The organism is Shewanella sp. BJSY2023SW005 (assembly GCF_047314585.1).
Classification (GTDB): domain Bacteria; phylum Pseudomonadota; class Gammaproteobacteria; order Enterobacterales; family Shewanellaceae; genus Shewanella; species Shewanella algae.
The window spans coordinates 222,982-242,759 of the sequence record NZ_JBKORJ010000030.1; the positions used below are offsets into that span (position 1 = coordinate 222,982).

Annotated in this window: 13 protein-coding genes; 4 read left to right on the plus strand and 9 right to left on the minus strand. The window is 51.1% G+C overall.

From position 1 onward, the window contains the following. Window positions 1–348: 348 nt before the first annotated feature. From ACMHXI_RS10435 to fabB, 3 genes are all read right to left on the minus strand, one after another. The gene (locus tag ACMHXI_RS10435; RefSeq protein WP_115390511.1) at window positions 349–1,365 is read right to left on the minus strand and encodes an aspartate-semialdehyde dehydrogenase; all 1,017 of its coding nucleotides are present in this window, start codon (window positions 1,363–1,365) and stop codon (window positions 349–351) included. Further along, entirely contained in the window at window positions 1,366–2,496 is a 1,131-nt protein-coding gene (locus ACMHXI_RS10440) for a 4-phosphoerythronate dehydrogenase (RefSeq protein ID WP_413734861.1), read from the minus strand. A gap of 165 nt (window positions 2,497–2,661) precedes the next feature. Beyond that, complete coding sequence (gene fabB, locus ACMHXI_RS10445) at window positions 2,662–3,873, minus strand: beta-ketoacyl-ACP synthase I (protein WP_028781220.1); 1,212 nt, start codon at window positions 3,871–3,873, stop codon at window positions 2,662–2,664. Between the two features lie 140 nt (window positions 3,874–4,013). Between fabB and mnmC the strand changes: the two genes are divergently transcribed. Then, window positions 4,014–6,068, plus strand: coding sequence for an FAD-dependent 5-carboxymethylaminomethyl-2-thiouridine(34) oxidoreductase MnmC (gene mnmC, locus ACMHXI_RS10450; protein WP_208184675.1), 2,055 nt, complete (start codon window positions 4,014–4,016; stop codon window positions 6,066–6,068). An 86-nt stretch (window positions 6,069–6,154) separates the two neighbouring features. On the opposite strand, the gene ACMHXI_RS10455 is transcribed toward mnmC, so the two are convergent. From ACMHXI_RS10455 to prmB, 5 genes are all read right to left on the minus strand, one after another. Continuing rightward, window positions 6,155–6,424, minus strand: coding sequence for a YfcL family protein (locus tag ACMHXI_RS10455; protein ID WP_044734290.1), 270 nt, complete (start codon window positions 6,422–6,424; stop codon window positions 6,155–6,157). A 3-nt stretch (window positions 6,425–6,427) separates the two neighbouring features. Continuing rightward, window positions 6,428–7,555 (minus strand): ATP-NAD kinase family protein, encoded by a 1,128-nt coding sequence (locus tag ACMHXI_RS10460; protein ID WP_208184674.1) that lies wholly within the window; start codon window positions 7,553–7,555, stop codon window positions 6,428–6,430. Window positions 7,556–7,597: 42 nt separating this feature from the next. After that, a complete protein-coding gene (locus ACMHXI_RS10465) occupies window positions 7,598–8,785 on the minus strand; it encodes an MFS transporter (RefSeq protein WP_107004653.1) in 1,188 nt (395 codons plus the stop codon). Continuing rightward, window positions 8,786–9,880, minus strand: coding sequence for a chorismate synthase (aroC, locus tag ACMHXI_RS10470; protein WP_413734864.1), 1,095 nt, complete (start codon window positions 9,878–9,880; stop codon window positions 8,786–8,788). 96 nt (window positions 9,881–9,976) lie between these two features. Further along, complete coding sequence (gene prmB, locus ACMHXI_RS10475) at window positions 9,977–10,921, minus strand: 50S ribosomal protein L3 N(5)-glutamine methyltransferase (RefSeq protein WP_054743814.1); 945 nt, start codon at window positions 10,919–10,921, stop codon at window positions 9,977–9,979. An 83-nt stretch (window positions 10,922–11,004) separates the two neighbouring features. Between prmB and smrB the strand changes: the two genes are divergently transcribed. Next, complete coding sequence (smrB, locus tag ACMHXI_RS10480) at window positions 11,005–11,535, plus strand: endonuclease SmrB (RefSeq protein WP_025010455.1); 531 nt, start codon at window positions 11,005–11,007, stop codon at window positions 11,533–11,535. Between the two features lie 177 nt (window positions 11,536–11,712). Here smrB and sixA read toward each other — a convergent pair whose 3' ends face one another. Beyond that, window positions 11,713–12,183 carry a phosphohistidine phosphatase SixA gene (gene sixA, locus ACMHXI_RS10485; protein WP_025010454.1) on the minus strand — a complete coding sequence of 157 codons (471 nt, stop codon included), beginning with the start codon at window positions 12,181–12,183 and terminating at the stop codon, window positions 11,713–11,715. A gap of 171 nt (window positions 12,184–12,354) precedes the next feature. Here sixA and ACMHXI_RS10490 point away from each other — a divergent pair, with 171 nt between their 5' ends. Both ACMHXI_RS10490 and ACMHXI_RS10495 read left to right on the plus strand, forming a co-directional pair. Further along, window positions 12,355–15,144 carry an insulinase family protein gene (locus tag ACMHXI_RS10490; protein ID WP_190535582.1) on the plus strand — a complete coding sequence of 930 codons (2,790 nt, stop codon included), beginning with the start codon at window positions 12,355–12,357 and terminating at the stop codon, window positions 15,142–15,144. Between the two features lie 289 nt (window positions 15,145–15,433). Next, on the plus strand, window positions 15,434–19,681 hold the full coding sequence (locus tag ACMHXI_RS10495; RefSeq protein WP_264921139.1) for an EAL domain-containing protein: 4,248 nt from the start codon (window positions 15,434–15,436) through the stop codon (window positions 19,679–19,681). Window positions 19,682–19,778: the final 97 nt, after the last annotated feature.

Here is a 19,778-nt window from a genome sequence, read left to right on the forward strand (position 1 = left end):
TGCTACTGTTCACATTTGCAAAACAAAAAAAGCCTGCTGCTTGCAGGCTTTTTCAACAGAAACAAAGAGTTCTTAGAGTGTTAGGGAAGGTGCAAACAAGTCCCATGCGTGCTCTGCGTCGGCTTACAGGCCTGGATGCAAGGCGTGGTTCGCAGCAAATGGCCTTAGTCCTTTGCAAGAAGCACAACACAGCAGGCAGGACTGTAAGCCACGCCCTTCGGGGCTTGCACAGCAACCGGCTCTCTGCGTTATCCGACTTCGACAGGCCCCGGCATGTCTTCAGTCAGATGCCTTGAACGCCAATTGCTGTGTAAGCCAGAGTGCCGCGAGGACTTATTCGCACCTTCCTTACAGATAATCGCGGATTAAGATCTCGCCTATCTGTACACTGTTGAGCGCCGCGCCCTTGCGGATATTGTCAGAGACCACCCAAAGATCTATACCCAGATCGTGGGAAATATCCTTGCGCACCCGGCCGACATACACAGGGTCACTACCGGCACCTTCGGTGACAGCTGTCGGATAATCATCATCATCTTCAAACAGCACCACGCCTTCGGCATCCCGCAATACCGCCTTGACTTCCGCGGCATCAACCGGTTGCAGCGTTTCGATATGAATCGCTTCCGAATGGCCATAAAACACAGGTACCCGTACCGCGGTAGGGTTCACCAAAACCTCGCTGTCGCCGAGGATCTTCTGGGTTTCCCAAACCATCTTCATCTCTTCTTTGGTGTAGCCATTTTCCATAAACTTATCTATATGCGGCAACACGTTGAAAGCTATCTGCTTATCATAAACCTTGGGCTCTGAAGGCAAGCCCTGCAGCAGCTTGGCAGATTGACCCGCCAGCTCTTCAATCGCCTTTTTGCCTGTACCGGAAACCGACTGATAAGTGGCCACATTGATACGGCTGATCCCAAAGGCATCATAGATAGGCTTGAGCGCCACCAACATCTGAATGGTTGAGCAGTTGGGATTGGCGATAATATTACGGTTACGGAAGTCGGCAATCGCCTGTGGATTGACCTCTGGAATAACCAATGGAATATCCAGGTCGTAACGGTAGTGTGAGGTGTTATCTATCACCACACAACCGGCATCGGCCGCTATCGGCGCCCACTTGGCCGAGACATCGCCACCGGCAGAGAAGAAGCCTATCTGCGCCTGAGTCCAGTCGAAGCTCTCCACATCGAGGATCTCTACCTGTTTACCGTGAAAACTCACAGTTTCACCGGCGCTGCGAGTGCTGGCCAGTGGAAACAGATTCGCCACCGGGAAGTTACGCTCCTCAAGGATTTCTATCATGGTTTGACCCACAGCCCCGGAGGCACCCAATACGACAACGTTAAATTCCTGCGACATTTACAGACCGACTCCTGAAAAACCTAAATGAGACAACCAATCTACCCCAGAACCCCCGGCGTTTGAAAGAGTCAAAGCACTGAATTCTCGCCTATGGCGGTGATTTTTTCTCATGTCATCAAAACCTGCGGGGTTTTTCAGCATTTTCCGGAATTTTTCATCGTCATCACGTAGATCATAAATAAATCGGCATAGAGACAACAATGCCTTTTCATCTGGCATACTGCTGATATCGAGCCGGGAATTCCAGCGCTCGGGCAATAGAGTGGCAAGCGACTTGTCCGCCGGGCGATTGAGTATCGCCATCAAGGCCTGATATAACATGAAAGTGCCCCGGGCCTTGCCTTCCAGGCTGTAACCGGCAATATGCGGGGTGCCAAACTCCACCAAAGGCACCAGTTCCATCATGGGGTTGGGCTCCCCTTGCCAAACATCCAGTACCAACTTGAGGTCAGGCCGCTTGCCCTTGACCCGGATCAGCGCGCGATTGTCTATCACTTCACCGCGGCAGCAGTTAAGCAACCAGCAGCCGGGTTTCAATGTCTCTAGTCGCTGCTCGTCAAACAGATACCAAGTAGGATGGTCGCCCTCCCGGGTCAGAGGTACGTGCAGACTAACAATATCGGCGCCGGCAATCAGTTCATCCAGGCTGACAAAACGGCGGCTGTCTCCAGCCTTGGCCAGAAAGGGGTCGCAGAGCAAGGTATTGATTCCGTAGGCTTCAAGGCAGCGCGCCAGCGCCGAGCCGGTATTGCCGGCGCCAACTATGCCAACGGTTTTGCCCTTGAGCTGAGTATCAAATCTGTTGGCCAACTCCAACATGGCGATAAAAGCATACTCGCCAACTGCGGTGGCATTACAACCTGGGGCATTGGAAAAGGGAATATTACGGGACGCCAGATAAGCCTTGTCCACATGATCTGTCCCTATGGTGGCACTGCCGACAAACTTAAGTTTATGTGCGCCTGCCAGCAGCGCCTCATTGACCTTGGTGACCGAGCGCACCAGCAAGACATCGGCATCGGCCACTGTGGCCGCATCCAGATGACGACCATCAACGGCCACTATCTCCCCCAGCTCGGCAAACAAGGGCTGCACATAGGGCATGTTTTCATCAACCACCAACTTCATCGACTTTCCTGCTCTGTTGTGGATTAAGCCGCTATTCTATCAGCGGCCTGCAGACTTGTCTGAGTCCGGCGCACATTTAAGGAAGCTACTAACAAGTTCTGCGTCAGCTCACAAGCAAAGAAGGAAGCCATTCGGCTTCCTTCTTGTTTCACTGAATCAAGGCGCTTACTTGTACTTGCGCATCACCAGTGTGGCGTTGGTGCCGCCGAAACCGAAGCTATTGCTCATAACAGTGTTGAGCTCGGCGTCACGGTATTCACGCACAATTGGCATACCTTCTGCGGCCGCGTCCAGATTGTCGATATTGATGGAAGGCGCGATAAACCCACCTTCAAGCATCAACAGGCTGTATATAGCCTCATGAACACCGGCTGCGCCCAGGGCATGCCCTGTCAGCGACTTGGTTGAGGCAATCGCCGGCATCTGGCCGTCGAAAACTTCACGCAAGGCTTCCAGTTCACGCACATCACCGACAGGGGTAGAAGTACCGTGAGTGTTAACATAATCGATAGGTGTATCTACTGACTCCAGCGCCATCTTCATGCAGCGCACCGCACCTTCACCGCTTGGGGCAACCATGTCATAACCGTCTGATGAAGCGCCGTAGCCGATGACTTCGGCATAAATCTTGGCGCCACGGGCCAGCGCGTGCTCCAACTCTTCGACAATCACTATGCCGCCGCCACCTGAGATAACAAAGCCATCACGGTCGGCATCATAGGTGCGGGAGGCTTTTTCCGGTGTGTCGTTATACTTGGTCGACAAGGCGCCCATAGCATCAAAGCCCATGGTCAGGGTCCAGTCGATCTCTTCGGCGCCGCCGGCAAAGACCATATCCTGTTTACCCATCTGGATAAGTTCCACCGCGTGACCGATACAGTGCGCACTGGTGGCACAGGCCGAGCTGATGGAATAGTTCATCCCTTTAATTTTGAAGGGCGTCGCCAGACAGGCACTGGCAGTAGAAGACATAATCCGCGGCACAATATAAGGACCCACACGCTTGACGCCTTTGGCACGCAAGGTGTCTGCCGCCTGAACCTGGTTGGAAGACGAAGCGCCGCCGGTACCCACGATAAGACCCACACGAGGATCTGAATACTGCTCTTCGGTCAGACTGCTGTCTTCAATAGCTTGCTGCATAGCCAAATAGGCGTAGGCTGCGGCATCACCCATAAAACGCAACGCCTTGCGATCAATAAGCTCTGCGGGATTGAGTTTGATGTCGCCCCAGACATGACTGCGCAGCTGCATCTCCTCAAACTGATCCGAGTGGGTGATACCACTGCGGCCAGCCTTGAGAGATTCAGTCACTTCTTGTTTGTTATTACCGATACTTGAAACAACGCCAATTCCGGTGATCACGACTCTTTTCATGTTTTACTATCCATTCCGTACAATTCAGTACCTACTTTTGCTGACGCCATGTTAGCCGTTTTACAGCATTTAAGTGGTCAGCTTTCCGTAAACTTGGGTAAAATAATGCCGAACAAGGCCTCCAGAGTAAAAGATTGCCCGTGAAACAGGAACAACTTCGGCCATCCGGCAGTGAAAATACGCAAACTTGCAGCCAAAATCCCACATCTGCAGAAACAACACAAGCCCCGGCGACAACTCTTGCGCCCTACCAACAAACCCGGCTCGATGACAAGCCCCTTGGACGGCAAATATGTCTGGCGGCGGTAGGCGGCGAAACCCTGCTACCGCTGATACAGCTCTGGAGCCAACTAAGGCAGGATTATCCCAAGCTTGTGTTACAACTTTTGCTGTTCGCCGCCGATAAAAACTCTCAGGCCGAGTCGCTCGAGCTTCTGAAAAACAAACTGCAATTATGGCAGAAGGCTGAAAATACGACATCCGCCGAGAGTCAAACGACTGCAGTAATGAGTTTGCTCGCCGAGCTGCAGGCAGGCAAACCCATGGCGCTCCCTGGCTGCCAGCGCTTTGTGCTCGATGGCGGCAGGCTGAGACTGGATCTCTATCTTGAATTCGACGCAGCGCTGCTCAAAGAGCTGCCAGGTTTAAGCCATCAAGGTTGGATAGACAACTGGCTGTGGCTTGCCGAGTCCTTGCCCTCTGAGGCAGCAGCCTGGCAGATGGCTCGCCTGGCCAAAGACAGCGCCGCCCTGCTGTGCTTACCGGAAAGAAAAGAAAGATTTGCGCCCTTAATGGTCAATAGCGGCCTCAATGCTGCGGATTTTAGCAGCCCGGCATCGCTGCTTTTGACTCACCAAACTGAGCTCGAGCCTATCGCCAAGGCAGAACGCCTTGCCTTGCGGCACCAAAGCAGTGTCCGGCTGGCGCCCTGGCCACTCTATCGGGAGCCGGCGCTTGCAGCCGATGACAGTGTTGCCATTATCGGCGCCGGTGTGGCCGGCTGTCAGTTGGCGTTGTCGCTGGCCGGGCGTAAACAAGCCAGCCAGGTATTTTGCAGCGAGGAAAACGCGGGTGAAAGCGCCAGTGGTAACCGTCAGGGCGCGCTCTACCCGCTGTTGACTCCGGAAACATCCGAGCTCAACACCCTGTTCCAACAAGGTTTTCTCTTTAGTCGGCGGCGGATAACCGCGCTGGCTGCCGCCGGTTTCGATATCGCCCATGACTTTTGCGGTGTGTTGCATACAGGTTTTGATGAGCGAAGTCGCGCCCGTCTGAATAAGATTGCCGAGGGCCAAAACTGGCACTCGGATATTCTGCGCCGGGTCGACAGCACTGAGGCGACAGAGCTTGCGGGATTGGATATAAAAGAAGATGGTCTTTTTTACCCTCTGGGTGGCTGGGTCTGTCCCAGAGCCCTGTGTCAGGCCGCCATCCAATACGCCGTCGACTCGACTTACTGTGACTTTCAACCCCGAACCCATATCAGCGAGATTTCAAGAGAAGGTAGCCACTGGTGGCTGAGTGCAGCCGATGGTCGCCGCTTTGGACCATTCAAAAAACTGGTGCTGGCAAGCGGCACTTCGCTGACAGCGCTGCCACAAACTTCGGCCCTGCCCGCCTCCCCCTTTCGCGGCCAGGTCAGTGAAGTGGCAACCCAAGGCGGTTTGGAAGCGCTTAAGACTGTACTCTGCGCCAAGGGCTATCTCACCCCGGCCTGGGAGGGTATTCATTGCCTGGGAGCCAGTTATGTTAAGGATCCCGAGCAGTTGGCCTACAGCGCAGTCGAGCAGAGAGAAAACCTGCAAAAAATTGCCATGAGTTATCCGGATGCCGACTGGCACCAGGGGCTGGTGATGGGGCAAGGTGCCAGAGTGGGCGTGCGTATGGTCACCCGGGATCACTTCCCCATGTTGGGACAAGCGCCGGATGTCGAGGCACTAATGCAGGGCTATCAGCAACATCAGCACACTCCCGAGAGTGCCCGCTACTGGCAACAGACGCAGGCGCCTGTGCATCCGGGTCTGTATGTTCTTGGTGGTTTGGGCTCCCGCGGCCTCAGTACCGGCCCCTTGGCGGCGGAAATTCTGGCATCAGAGCTTTGCCATCAGCCTTTGCCTGTGGGAAGTACACTGCTGCAGCGCCTCAACCCCAACCGGATGTGGATGCGCAAGCTCATCAGAGGCAAGGCGCTGTAAACTCTCTGCATTCGCTATCATTTCAGACACAAAAAGTCAGACACAAAAAAAGCCCCGAACGGGGCTTTTTCTTGCTCAAACCAGACTCAGGCGGCGATCCGCTGTTTCAGTTCTGACCAGGCGCTATCCACCAGACGATAATCGGCATCTTCAAGCTCTTTGGCTGCCAGTTTCAGACATTGCTGCATCCGCTCATTCAAGGCATCCGGCCCTTGTTCTGACTCGTTTTCCAGCTCGGCCAGCACCACGGCAAAATGCCCCTGCAGGTAACCGCTGGCAAACAGGGCATCATCGTCACCGCCGGCCACTATCTCGCCAATCCACTGCTCCAATGCCTGTTCGTACTTCTCTAACATGCTCTACTCCGCTAAGTCTGGGTTGGCCACCTGATACATCACGTAATCCCGGTAACCTGTCACAATTCGATAATAGCCACTAAGTTCGCTATCCAATTTCTGGTCGCCACTATCCACGATAAGCGGCCTGCCTTCAAGTGCTTTTAGTTTGCTTTTGGTGGCAAGAATGATGATATTTTCCTTGCCAATGCGCCGGATAAGCTCGGGCGACAACTGCTGGTTGCCACGGCCAAGAATGTGCCCTTGGCCACCTATCAGGGTAATGACCAACTTAACCTTTTGATTTTCAGTGGCACTCAATAACTGCGCCGCATTAAGATCCGAGGCCAGCAGGGCCTTGTTCTGCACCAGATCCACCCCAAGCAGGGTGTTATCAAGCCCCAGCTCCTCCATCACGGCCGCCACTGTACTGCCGGAGCCCATGATATAGAGCTCATCTTCCATATCGCCGACCACCTCGGCGGCAATATCCGCCAGCACCAGTTCATCCACCTCGCGGCCGCCCATCTTCACCGCCTGGATATATCGCGGCTCCGCAGGCACTGTCATTTCACCATAACGCCGCGCCCTGACCGTGCCTTGGCGGAAGGCCTCTTCATCTATGTCCATCACATCGGCGCTCATCAGACTCACCAGGGCGCCTTCCAGCAGTTGCTTCAATACCAACCCGGATGCATGGGGAGTAATGCCGTAAACACCCGAATGAATTTTGACCCCGGCCGGTACACCGAGTACGGGGAAGTGCTCACCGACAACCCCATAGATATCCCTTGCCGTGCCATCGCCGCCGGCAAACAGCAGCAAGTCCAGCTCCTGCGCCATCAAGGCCTTGGCGGCAGCCTGGGTATCACTGCGACTGGTATCCGTCGCCGCCTGGTAACACACCTCGGTGCGAAAACCCAGCTTTTGCGCCAGGTCGGCGCCCATGTTACCCGAGGCGGTATAGATTTGCAGGCGCTCGGCAAAAGGCGTTATCACTGCCAAGGCCTGCTCCATTCGCAGCCCGGCCTTGGGGGTGGCGCCAAGGCTCAGCGCCTCTTTTGCCACACCGTCGCTGCCCTTGAGGGCCACACTGCCCCCAAGCCCGGCCAGCGGATTAATGATAAGGCCCAGTCGAAACATTTTACTCATAACTCTCTCCGGCAAATGATGCTCTGCTCTTGTAAGAAATCATCAGGCGTCAATGGGGTCACTCTGTGATTGACGCCTGGAGTCGCTACCCGGAATAGCCAGCACGGCCAACATGGACAGCAAGGCGCACGCGGCGGCAAATACCCAACACCAGAAGGCGCCGCTGCCATCGCCCCAAATCAGGCCGCAGATCCAGGTGCCCAAAGCGCCGCCGACGCCAAAGCTCAAACTGGCGTAAAGTGCCTGGCCCTTGCTGCGGTGACTGATATCAAAATTACGGTGAACAAACTGGATGGATGCCGCATGGGTCAAACCGAAGGTAAAGGCATGCAGCAGTTGGCTGAGCCCCAAAAGCAACATGCTTTCGGCGCCAAAAGCCACCAGAAGCCAACGCAGCGCCGTCATGCCTATGCTCACCAGCAGCAGCGTCTTGACCCCATAGCGACCGAGTAACCTGGGCGCTATCATAAACATGAAGATTTCCGCCATTGCCCCGAGAGCCACAAAAATACCGGCGCTGGCCTCTGTGTAACCCACCTGCTTGAGATAAAGCACGAAAAAGCCGTAGAAAGGCCCGGCGCTGGCTTGAAGCAACATGGCAGACAGTAAAAACCACAGCAGCGGCCGCCCAAGTTTGAGTGCCGGCTTATCCTGCCAGGCCCCCGCCGAGGCCCGATTCGATGGCAAGGGTAAGGCACAGCCCAGTAACCCAAGAAACAGACTCAGCCCCACATAAAGCAGCACCTCGGGGCCAAATTCCTTGATGGCCCAGCCTGTGCCCACCACCAGCACGATATAGCCGACACTGCCGAAACTGCGAATGAGGCCATACTTGTTGGCTTCAGCCCCCAGGGTTTCCAGGGTGATCACCTCAAGCTGCGCCAGAATCGCATTCCAGAAGAAGGTATAGAGGGCCAAACTCAGCGCCAGATAGAGAAAGCCGCCATGATAAAAGAAACTCAGATAGGTCAAGGCGGCGGCAAAGGCACCGAGCTTGATAAGCTCAGAGCGCATGCCGGTGCGATCCGCCACCAGCGCCCAGACATTGGGCGCGACTATGCGGGTTGCCATAAGTATGGCCAGCAGGAAGCCTATTTCGGCGGCGTCGAAACCACGGTTGTCAAAAAATACCCCCAGATAGGGCACCATGACACCGAGTATGCCAAAGAAGAAGAAATAGCAGGCAGAAAGCCAGGCGAGCTGTCCCCCTGCGGGAAACAGTCCGCGCATTTATCGCATTCCAAGTACAGGTGTAAGGCTGCTGACATCCTGGTTTTGGGCCCGATGACGCAGCAAGTGATCCATCAAGACTATCGCCAACATGGCTTCGGCAATGGGCACGGCGCGGATCCCGACACAGGGGTCGTGCCGCCCCTTGGTCACCACTTCAGCCTCAGTGCCCTGCACTGTCATGCTCTTGCCTGGCACGCTGATACTGGAAGTGGGTTTCAGCGCCATATGCGCCACTATGGGTTGCCCGGAAGAGATACCCCCGAGCACACCGCCGGCATGGTTGCTGTCAAACCCGGCAGGCGACATCAGATCTCTGTGCTCTGAGCCCTTTTGGTTAACAACGGCAAAGCCATCACCGATTTCAACGCCCTTGACCGCATTAATCCCCATCAGCGCATGGGCAATATCGGCATCGAGACGGTCAAATACCGGCTCGCCAAGGCCGACCGGCACATTGGTGGCCACCACACTGACCTTGGCACCGATGGAATCACCGGACTTTTTCAGCTCGCGCATATAGTCATCCAGCGCTTCCAGCTTGGAGACATCGGGGAAGAAAAAGGGGTTCTGTTCTACCTGAGCCATATCCAGAGTGTCAGCGCAAATAGGCCCAAGCTGGGAGAGATAACCTTGGATCTCAATGCCGTGTACCACCTTGAGGTATTTCTTCGCCACAGCCCCTGCCGCCACCCGCATGGCAGTTTCCCGCGCCGAGGAGCGGCCACCGCCGCGATAATCGCGCAGGCCATATTTTTGCTGATAGGTATAGTCGGCATGCCCGGGACGGAACAGATCTTTGATATTGGAGTAGTCCTGGCTGCGCTGATCGGTATTTTCAATCAACAGGCCGATGGAGGTGCCTGTGGTCTTGCCCTCAAACACGCCGGAAAGAATACGCACCTGATCCGGCTCGCGCCTGGCAGTGGTATAACGGGAAGTACCCGGACGGCGACGGTCGAGATCCTGCTGCATATCGGCTTCGGTCAGCTCAAGCCCTGGCGGGCAGCCATCGATAATGCAGCCCAGTGCAAGCCCATGGCTTTCACCAAAAGTGGTGACGACAAAGTTCTGACCTATGCTGTTTCCCGACATCCGCTTAATTTCCCCCTGGAGATAAAATGACCGAGCGCCGAGGTTCGGCCATCCGAACCTCGGCTTTACTGGCCCATTGGCTAATGGGCCGCTTTATTATTCACTGTCTTTAAAGATGGCGAACAGTGATTGATTTTCAACTAGCTGATCTTTTGTCAGCACAAACACCCCATCACCACCATGTTCAAAGCTGACCCAGGTGAAAGGCACATCGGGGAACTGCTCAATCAGGTGCACCATGGAGTTACCCACTTCAACCACCAGGATACCGTCATCTGTGAGGTAATCGGCGGCGTTGGCCAGAATGCGTTTAGTGATATCCAGGCCGTCTCGACCGGACGCCAAACCAATTTCCGGCTCATGGCGATACTCATCCGGCATATCGGCAATATCTTCGGCATCAACATAAGGGGGGTTGGACACAATCAGATCGTACTGCGGCGCTCGTGGTACTGCGCTGAAAAGATTGGACTGCATGGGAAACACCCTGTCCATCACGCCGAGCGACTCAACGTTTATCTGCGCCACTTCCAGTGCATCCTCGCTGATATCCAGCGCATCGACCTCAGCCTCTTCAAACTGATAGGCACAGGCGATAGCGATGCAACCGCTGCCGGTGCAGAGATCGAGTATCCGTCTTACCGGCTTGTTGTAGAGCCAGGGACCGAATCCGTTTTGGATCATCTCGGCAATCGGTGAGCGAGGCACAAGCACCCTTTCGTCCACATAGAAGTCCAGCCCGGCAAAACGGGCGGTGTTGGTCAGATAAGGCACGGGTAAACGCTCGCGTACCCGGCGGATGATAAGCTCAACTATCTTGTGTTTTTCGCTGCTGGTGAGATTGGCGTGGATCACCTGCTGACCAATGTCATCGGGCAGATGCAGGGCATGAAATACCAGGGAAACCGCTTCGTCCCACGCGTTATCTGTACCATGACCATAATAAACATTGGCGTCATTGAAACGGCTGACGGCCCAGCGCAACATGTCGCCTACCGTCCGCAATTCGGTGACGGCTTCATCCACAAAGATCTTATCCAAAATCTGACTCCGGCTTTATTCTTATTCCGCCCCATTGTAACTGAAGTCTGTTCAGAAGAAACAGGATTCAATAAAATAGCCTAATGAACGAAGAAAACGACAAAGAAGGCCTGGCGGAATTTCAGGCACTGGTATCCGGGATCACCCCGCTCGACCAGGATAAACGCCATTTCCGCCCGCCGAGCAAAACCAAGAAGCAACTGGCTGAAAAAGAAGTTCAGATCCAGGCGGACAGTTATTTTTCAGACGTTTACCAGCCATTATTGCCAGTTAACGGCCCTATGCGTTGGTGTCGGGACGATGTGGACGCCATGGAAGTCAAACGTCTGCGTAGAGGCGATTATGTGCCTGACTTTCTTTTGGATCTGCATGGTTACCGCCAAACCGAAGCCAAGCTGGAACTGGCGGCCTTGATCCAGGCCTGTATCCGTGAACACAGCCCTTGCTGTAGTGTCATGCACGGCTACGGCACCGGCATTCTCAAACAGCAGTTACCCATGTGGCTGGCGCAGCACCCCAAGGTCAAAGCCTTTCACCAGGCCCCCAAAGAATGGGGCGGCGATGCGGCGCTGTTGGTACTGATAGATATCGGTGAACATCCCCACAGACGCTAGCCGCAGTAGAGCCGCCCCTTTTAAAGACTTAGCGCGATAAATGCAAGGAACCCGGCCATGGCCGGGTTCCTTGTTTAGCTGGTGCTTTAAGATTCATCTTTTAATCACATAAGGCGCATGATTTCAGATTTCAGGTTAGTTGCAGCACTAAAGGCGGCTTTAAACTTGGGGAAAGCACTAGGCGATATTGTGCGGCCCTTGCTGCCACATCACGCTTGCCTGCTGACCATGTACATCAATAAGTGCCACTGACGAAGTCGCAAATAACGGCGGCTCAATGCCGGCCACCAATTCACTGACCATATAACCCAATAGTGGCATGTGGGCTATCACCAACACCTTGTCTGCCTTGAACTGTTCCGCGTAAGCCTTCACCAGGCTGGCAGCCATTTCAGGGTCGGCCGATGGTACCAATTCATCCAATACCATCCATTTACGCGGTTCAGGAAAATGCTTTCCCAGTTCTTGCCAGGTCTGCTGCGCTCTGAGGTAGGGGCTTACCAACACCAGATCAAAGGCAGAGACTGAATCATTCAGCCAGTTGCTCATCTGTGTCGTATGGAGGCGTCCGGCATCAGTCAGCATTCGCTCCCGATCAGAGGGTGCTTCGAAACTGGCCTCACCATGGCGCATTAGAAAAAGCTGCATACATCACTCACTACAGAAAAAGTTCTTATGGTTCTATGTCAATTGTAGCCGTTTATAGCGCGGCAACAAACCGCACAGCTCTCAATCTTTAGTCGAAAAATCCAAGAGATATTTGCCAAAAAAGCATAAGGCTATCAATATATAACAATCTGTCTATACGGGAGTTATCCCTTGAGCACTTGCCAGTCTGTCATTTCCAGCCCCAATGACCACCGCAGCTATCGTCATCTGACTCTGACCAACGGCCTGCGGGTGTTGCTGGTGCAAGATATGCATTCTGCCCAGGCCGCCGCATCCATGGCGGTCAATGTCGGCCACTTCGATGATCCTCAATCCCGCCCCGGGATGGCACATTTTCTCGAACACATGTTGTTCCTGGGTACAGCCAAATTTCCCGAGGCAGGAGGTTATCACAGCTTTATCAACCAACATGGCGGCAGCAATAATGCCTGGACGGGCACAGAGCACACCAACTTCTTCTTTGCCATAGATCCCCTGGTATTTGCCGAGGCACTGGACAGATTCAGCCAGTTCTTTATTGCACCTTTGTTCAATCAGGAGTTGGTGGACAGAGAAAGACACGCCATAGAATCTGAGTTCAGTCTCAAGCAGAAAGATGATATCCGCCGTATCTATCAAGTATTGAAAGAGACGGTCAACCCGGCGCACCCTTTCAGCAAGTTTTCCGTCGGTAACCTGCAAACCCTGGGCGGAGACGAGCAACAGCTCAGGGAAGAACTGCTTGCCTTCTACAAGAGCCATTACAGCGCCAATCTGATGACCCTGTGTCTGGTGGCTCCCATGGCAATCGATGAGCTCGAGCAGTATGCCAGACGCTATTTTTCGGCAATAGAAAATCATGATCTGCAAAAAACCTATCCCGAACTGCCACTGTTCGCCAGTGAGCAACTGCAAAAGCAGATCCATATAGTGCCGCTTAAAGAGCAAAAGCGCCTGACCTTGAGCTTTGCCCTGCCCGCTATCGATCGCTTCTATCGCAGTAAGCCACTGACCTTTATCAGTCACCTACTTGGGAGTGAGAGCCACGGCAGCCTGTTTTCCAAACTCAAGGAAGCCGGTCTTATCAACGGGCTTTCCGCCGGTGGCGGCATCAACGGCTACAACTTCAAGGAATACAGCATCAGCATTCAGCTGACCGACAGAGGTTTGAACCAAACCGACAAGGTGGTTGCTGCTTGCTTCGGTTATATCAAACTCATTGCAGATACTGGGCTGGAAGACTGGCGCTATCAGGAAAGAGCCAATCTGCTCAAACTGGCATTTCGCTACCAGGAACAGATAAAAGCCTTGGATCTGGCCAGTCATCTCAGCATCAATATGCAGCATTATCAGGTTGAAGATACCGTCTATGGCGACTATCGCATGGATGGCCTGGATGTCGCTGAAGCCAGAGCACTGATGAGCCTGATGACCCCGGATAATATGCGCCTGCAACTGGTGGCCCAGGATCTGGATACCGAGCAACAAGCGGCCTGGTATCACACCCCCTATCAAATTAAGCCCATAGAAGAAGCCAGGCTGGCACTGTGGCGCTGCGCCGAGGCTGAAACCGGGATGGAGCTGCCAAGGCCTAACCCTTTCATCGTTGAAGACGCCATAGCCCGAGGCGAACCCAGCCGGCATCCTGAGCCGGTGATTGTCGCCGAAGGTGCCGGTTACCGTATCTGGCACAAGAAAGATGATGAGTTCAATGTCCCCAAGGGGCATCTGTATCTCTCGCTCGATTCGGATCAGGCCAGCCCCACGCCGAGACATGCCGCCTTGACCCGGCTGTATGTGGAGATGCTGCTCGATCATCTGACCGAACATACCTATCAGGCGGAAGTAGCCGGCCTCAGCTACAACATCTACCCCCATCAGGGCGGGCTGACCCTGCATTTAACCGGTTTTACCGGCAACCAGGAAACCCTGTTGGCGCTGCTGATAGACAAAGCCCGGGAGCGCAGTTTTACCCAGGAGAGGTTCAACCTTATCAAACGCCAGTTACTACGCAGTTGGTATAACCATGCCCAGGCCAAACCCATCTCCCAGCTGTTCACCAGCTTGACGGTAACCTTGCAAAAACGCAGTTATGAACCACTGCGGATGGCAGAGCTGTTGGAAGATATCACCCTGGACGATCTGCATGACCATGTGAGCGCCTTCTATGAAAAAATCTATCTGGAAGGCCTGGTCTATGGTGACTGGCTGGAACAGGAAGCCCAGTCTCTGGGAAAACGACTCAGCCATATTCTGTCGCTGGTTTCCAAGCCCAGCCGTGAATCGGCCAGGGAGTTGGTCAACCTTCAGGGGAAAGGAACCGTACTCAGGGAGCTGAACATAGCTCACCCGGACAGCGCTATCATAGTCTATTACCAATCCGTGTTTGCCACTCCGGAGAAAATGGCGTTGTTCAGCCTGCTGAATCACACCATGTCGTCAACATTCTTCCACGAGCTGCGAACCCAAAGACAACTCGGTTATATGGTGGGCACAGGCTATCTGCCGCTGAACCGCCACCCGGGGATGATCTTCTATGTACAGTCACCGACCGCCGGGCCACTGCAATTACTGGAAGCCATAGATGAGTTTATCGCCGACTTTAACTACGCCGTGATGCAGATAACCAATGAGCAGTGGGAAAGCACCAAGCAGGGACTGATCAACCAAGTCATGGAACATGATGCCAACCTCAAGACCCGCGGCCAACGTTATTGGGTCAGCATAGGCAATAAGGATTACCACTTTAATCAACGTGAGCTGGTGGTAGCAGAAATCAAGCGCCAAACCCGGGCCGGCCTGATTAAGTTTATGATGGATAAAATGCGCACCAAACACAGCGATCGTCTGGTGCTGTTCAGCACAGGAGAACAACACAGACATCTGGAACGTCTGCAAGCCGGTTCCTTGATCACAGATTTACGCGCCTTCAAGCAACAGGCTGAGCAGTTTAACCTTTAATCCCTGGACTTCCCTTGCTCAAACGAGGAATTTTTCTCCATTCCAATTGGTATCGAAGATTGTTCCAAGACAAAGGGCTGCAGCAGTTATAATCAAAAGGTATTATATTCAATAACAGCACAGCATGCTTTTAAGTGGATGGCACAGCTCGATTTATCACCACATATCTGGGGCAGAAATGAGATAAACGTATGTGATAGAAAGGTTTAATTTTGACAATCAGGCTACTTTCTGAAAGAGTTATCATTCAACGGTACTGGCATCACTCATTATAAAATTTACTAAATTTATGCCTAAATCACTGCACGGTCTCACACTCTCCTTTTCGCTGGTGCTTGCTGTTTTATTCACTTTGGTATCATCACTTCCTGCCTCAGCCATCCCAATCCAACTGAAAGCCGATGTTTACAGCGTCCCCGAAGGGTTATCACAAAGCACTGTTACATCAATTGCTGAAGATCCGGATGGCTACATCTGGGTTGGTACAGTAAATGGGTTAAACAGGTTTGATGGAAGGTCCTTCAAACAGTTTTTTTCCAACGATGGTTCTGGATTGAAAAGCTCATTCATCCGCTCTTTAATCTATTCAAGAAAGTACCAAGCACTCATTGTTGGAACAGATTCTGGGCTATCAAAATACGATCCGGAAACGGAAAGATTTATTGATGTGAACTTTTCAGAACCTGTACTAAGCATAGATGAAAGTGATGACAAACTCTTTATCACAACCCCAAAAAATACCTATATTTTCAATGAAATAGAAAAAAGCCCTATCCACAAGAGCTCAACATCTGTAAAAAATATTAAATCCGGTATCTTAATAAAAAATAGTGAATATATTCTCACTTACTCGGGTGAGTTATTACATAACAATAAAACTATCAGCCTAAACATTGAAAACATTGAGAAAATTTCTGATTCCCTGTATGCAGCAAAAAAAGATGAAGTCATTGAGTTTATTGATGGGAATAGAGTAAATTCCATTTCTGGTACATACGACTCTTTAGGTGGTGACAGTGAGCACCTTTACTATACCTATGGCAACAGTATTTTTAAGCTGAACAAAGATAATTCAAGCTCTTATATCGGAAGAGTATCATCAAAAAAGTACTCGCTTAAAAGTCCATATATAAAAAAAGTTAAAAATGGAATCTTACTTTCAAATATAAATGAAGGGTTCGTTTATTTGAAGAGTAGTAAAAATCTGTTAAAAAAGCTTGACATAACCAACAAACCGACTTGGTCATTAAGCTTAGACAGTAGCGATCATGTCGTTATTGCAGATCAAAGTGATAAAATACGAATATTAAACAGTGACCTTGTTAAAGGTGAAAGTTTTGATAGTAAATTTACTGGTCCAAAGTCAGTACTGAGTGACAATAATAGATTCTTGATTGGAAATAGTGACGGGTTATTCCAACTGTCTAAAGATACTATGTCTATTAGAAAGATTATGGCTACTCCTGTATCCGTTGTGAAAAGAATAAAAGATCAGTTTTTAATTGGCACTGTTGATGGTCAGATAATATCTTTAGATACAGAAAATCTAACCAAGATAGAAAGTTTTACTGTAGATACTCAATTCCCAGTTTTTGATATGATCAGCTATAACAATGAGTTATACATTGCAACACAAGGTGGCTTGTATAAAAAAGATAGTAGTGGCATCAATAACATTTATTCTCATGATATGGTTTTCTGCTTGTCAGCAAATAAGAATAGCGTTTATTTTGGCACGCCTAAAAACATACTTAGATATGATGGGAAAAACACTTCATTATTTTATTCTAACAATAAATCCATTTTCTCAATTGTCGCAACAGATGAATTAATTGCCGCATCATCAATAAAAGAAGTTGTAGTGTTTAAAGACAGCCAAGAGTTTGTAATAAATTCGAGTTATGGCGCTCAGTTGGAATACAACTCTCAAAGTGGCGTTATAATTAACAACAAATTACTATTCGGGGGTAACTCAGGCGTAAGTATACTAGATATAAGCGAGCTATCTGAGTATATAAACTCTCAAGAAAGAATCATTCCAACCATTGACTCCCTACTCATATTCAACATAGAGGAGAGTGTTGGTGACGGTGTACTGGATAAGTCTATTCAACATACAGAAAAAGTCGTATTAAAGCATTCAGACTACCCTTTTACTCTAAAATTCAGTGCGCCTAGCAGCGATATAGATAATATCGAATTCATGTATAGCATGGAGGGACTTTCTGATGACTGGATTTCATCGAAAGGAACGAACTCAGCAACCTACACCAACTTATCTCCTGGTACCTATAACTTTCATGTTTATGCGATTAATCCTTTGACTCAGCAACAAGGCATCACCAGAACACTGCAAATTGAAATAACCCCTCCTTGGTGGCTTTCCACGCTTGCCAAAACTCTCTATGTATTGGCGATACTGCTGATACTGACGGCTATCACCAAAGCCGTGCTGCGCAAGAGAGAGATCCAGCGTCAAATAGCCTTGAGTGAGGAGCGTCTAAAGCTCTCCCTCTGGGGTAGCGGTGATGAGATGTGGGACTGGGATATAGAAACGGGGCAGATATACCGCTCCAATATCTGGGGCTCTCTCGAATTTCCCCGCGACGGCCAGCGCTCCGGCCACCATGGTGAAGAGAGCAATATTCACCCTCAAGATAGAGAGCGGGTAAGAGAAGCACTCAATAAACATTTTTACGGTGAAACAGATCATTTCGAAGCAACCTACAGAGTCAAAAGCAAGAGTGGTGAATGGCTGTGGATCCTCGACAGGGCCAAAATTGTTGAACGGGATGAGCATGACAATGCCCTTCGTATGACGGGAACCATCAAAAACATCAACAGTTTCAAGACAGCAGAAGAGCAGCTGCGCCTGTTCGAGCGGGCGATAGAGAATATCTCGGAAGGCATGTTTATTCTGGATGCCGATTTCCATTATGTTGAGGTTAACGAAGCCTGCTGTGAACTAACCCAACACAGCCGAAACCAGTTGCTGGGCACAACGCTGCAGTTCAGCCGTTATCCTGACAATTACAATCAACAGATAAAACAGTTATTGCAGCAGTACGGTCGCTGGAGCAACGATATAGAAGCCATTAAGGGCGACGGTTCAGAGTTCTTGATGGAGCTCACCATAGATGCGATTTACGATGAGCAAGGGATCCTGACCCATTATGTTGGGGTGTTTTCCGATATCTCCCGTCGTAAACAGCAGGAAGAAGAGCTGCGCAAGCTCACCAATAATGATCTCCTGACCGGTCTTCCCAACCGCTCCAACCTGCAAGTCACCCTAGGCAACCTGGTGAAAAAAGATCATCACCACACTCTGATGGTCCTTGACCTGGATAATTTCAAAAAGATCAATGACTCCCTCGGTCACCAAATAGGTGACGAGCTTTTGATCCTGGTCGCAGAAAGGCTGCAGCAATCTATACCCGGACACACCAACCTTTATCGCCTCGGTGGTGATGAGTTTGCCATTTTGGTAGACAAGAACCCCGATATAGGTTCCAGTGCAGTGATAGCCAGCCGCGTCATAGACGCATTCGGTCAAGCCTTTGAACTGGTAGGCGAACAGCTGGTTGTCGGCGTCAGCATAGGCATAGTGCTTTATCCCGAAGACGAGCAAAATGAGCAAGCACTGCTGAGAAAGGCCGATATTGCCATGTACCATGCCAAGTCTGCCGGTGGTAACCGCTATCAGTTCTACTCAGAATCATTGAACCGCAATGCAATCCGGCAGTTGGAGGTAGAAAATCTCATCCGAGAAGGCCTAAAAGACGATCTGTTTGAAGTCTATTACCAGCCAAAAATCAATCTGCGCAGCGGTTTGGTGTCGGGTATGGAAGCCTTGGTTCGCTTGAATCATCCTCAACACGGATTGATCCCACCCAATGACTTTATTCCGCTGGCAGAGGAAAATGGCCTGATTGTTGAAATAGGTGACCTTGTTATGCGAAAAGCCTGCTTTGCTGCCCAACAGTGGCGTGAGCAGGGATTGTTTGATGGCCGTGTGGCTGTCAATTTGTCGTCGCGACAATTCGCGCTTCCCGATCTGCAGCAAAGAATCGCGTCAATTTTACGTCTGACCCGCCTGCCACCGGCTAATCTGGAACTGGAAATCACCGAAGGGACTGTTATCAAGCATCCGGAAAAAGCCATTAAAGTCATGCAACAACTGGCTAAAATGGGAGTCTGTCTGGCACTCGATGACTTTGGTACCGGCTATTCATCTCTGTCCTATCTGAAACGATTCCCCATTCACAGCTTGAAAATAGATAAAGCCTTTGTCGACGATATCGATAAGTCTGACAGAGACCTAAAGATGGTCGATTCCATCATCACCATAGCCCACAATATGGGGCTTTCCGTTGTGGGAGAAGGCGTGGAAGACTCATCACAACTCAGTATTTTAAAAGCGTTAAACTGTGAAGAAATACAAGGGTTTATTTACAGCAAAGCCGTACCGGAAGCTGAGTTTTCCGAGTATCTGAAACAAAATCTGCCCGCATTTACAGGAAAGAAAAATACAATTTAAGAACCAAATTTAAACCGCATATAAACCGATAAAAAGCCAAAATAAAACCAATTTAAAACTGAAATAACACTTTGGCATAACTCCTGCTTTATCTCTC

What these genes read in the sequence shown, in the direction of transcription:
- aroC (WP_413734864.1), bottom strand. Translation starts at nt 9,880, where the DNA reads ATGTCGGGAAACAGCATAGGTCAGAACTTTGTCGTCACCACTTTTGGT.
- smrB (WP_025010455.1), top strand. Translation starts at nt 11,005, where the DNA reads ATGAACGAAGAAAACGACAAAGAAGGCCTGGCGGAATTTCAGGCACTG.
- fabB (WP_028781220.1), bottom strand. Translation starts at nt 3,873, where the DNA reads ATGAAAAGAGTCGTGATCACCGGAATTGGCGTTGTTTCAAGTATCGGT.
- ACMHXI_RS10465 (WP_107004653.1), bottom strand. Translation starts at nt 8,785, where the DNA reads ATGCGCGGACTGTTTCCCGCAGGGGGACAGCTCGCCTGGCTTTCTGCC.
- ACMHXI_RS10455 (WP_044734290.1), bottom strand. Translation starts at nt 6,424, where the DNA reads ATGTTAGAGAAGTACGAACAGGCATTGGAGCAGTGGATTGGCGAGATA.
- ACMHXI_RS10460 (WP_208184674.1), bottom strand. Translation starts at nt 7,555, where the DNA reads ATGAGTAAAATGTTTCGACTGGGCCTTATCATTAATCCGCTGGCCGGG.
- sixA (WP_025010454.1), bottom strand. Translation starts at nt 12,183, where the DNA reads ATGCAGCTTTTTCTAATGCGCCATGGTGAGGCCAGTTTCGAAGCACCC.
- ACMHXI_RS10435 (WP_115390511.1), bottom strand. Translation starts at nt 1,365, where the DNA reads ATGTCGCAGGAATTTAACGTTGTCGTATTGGGTGCCTCCGGGGCTGTG.
- ACMHXI_RS10495 (WP_264921139.1), top strand. Translation starts at nt 15,434, where the DNA reads ATGCCTAAATCACTGCACGGTCTCACACTCTCCTTTTCGCTGGTGCTT.
- ACMHXI_RS10440 (WP_413734861.1), bottom strand. Translation starts at nt 2,496, where the DNA reads ATGAAGTTGGTGGTTGATGAAAACATGCCCTATGTGCAGCCCTTGTTT.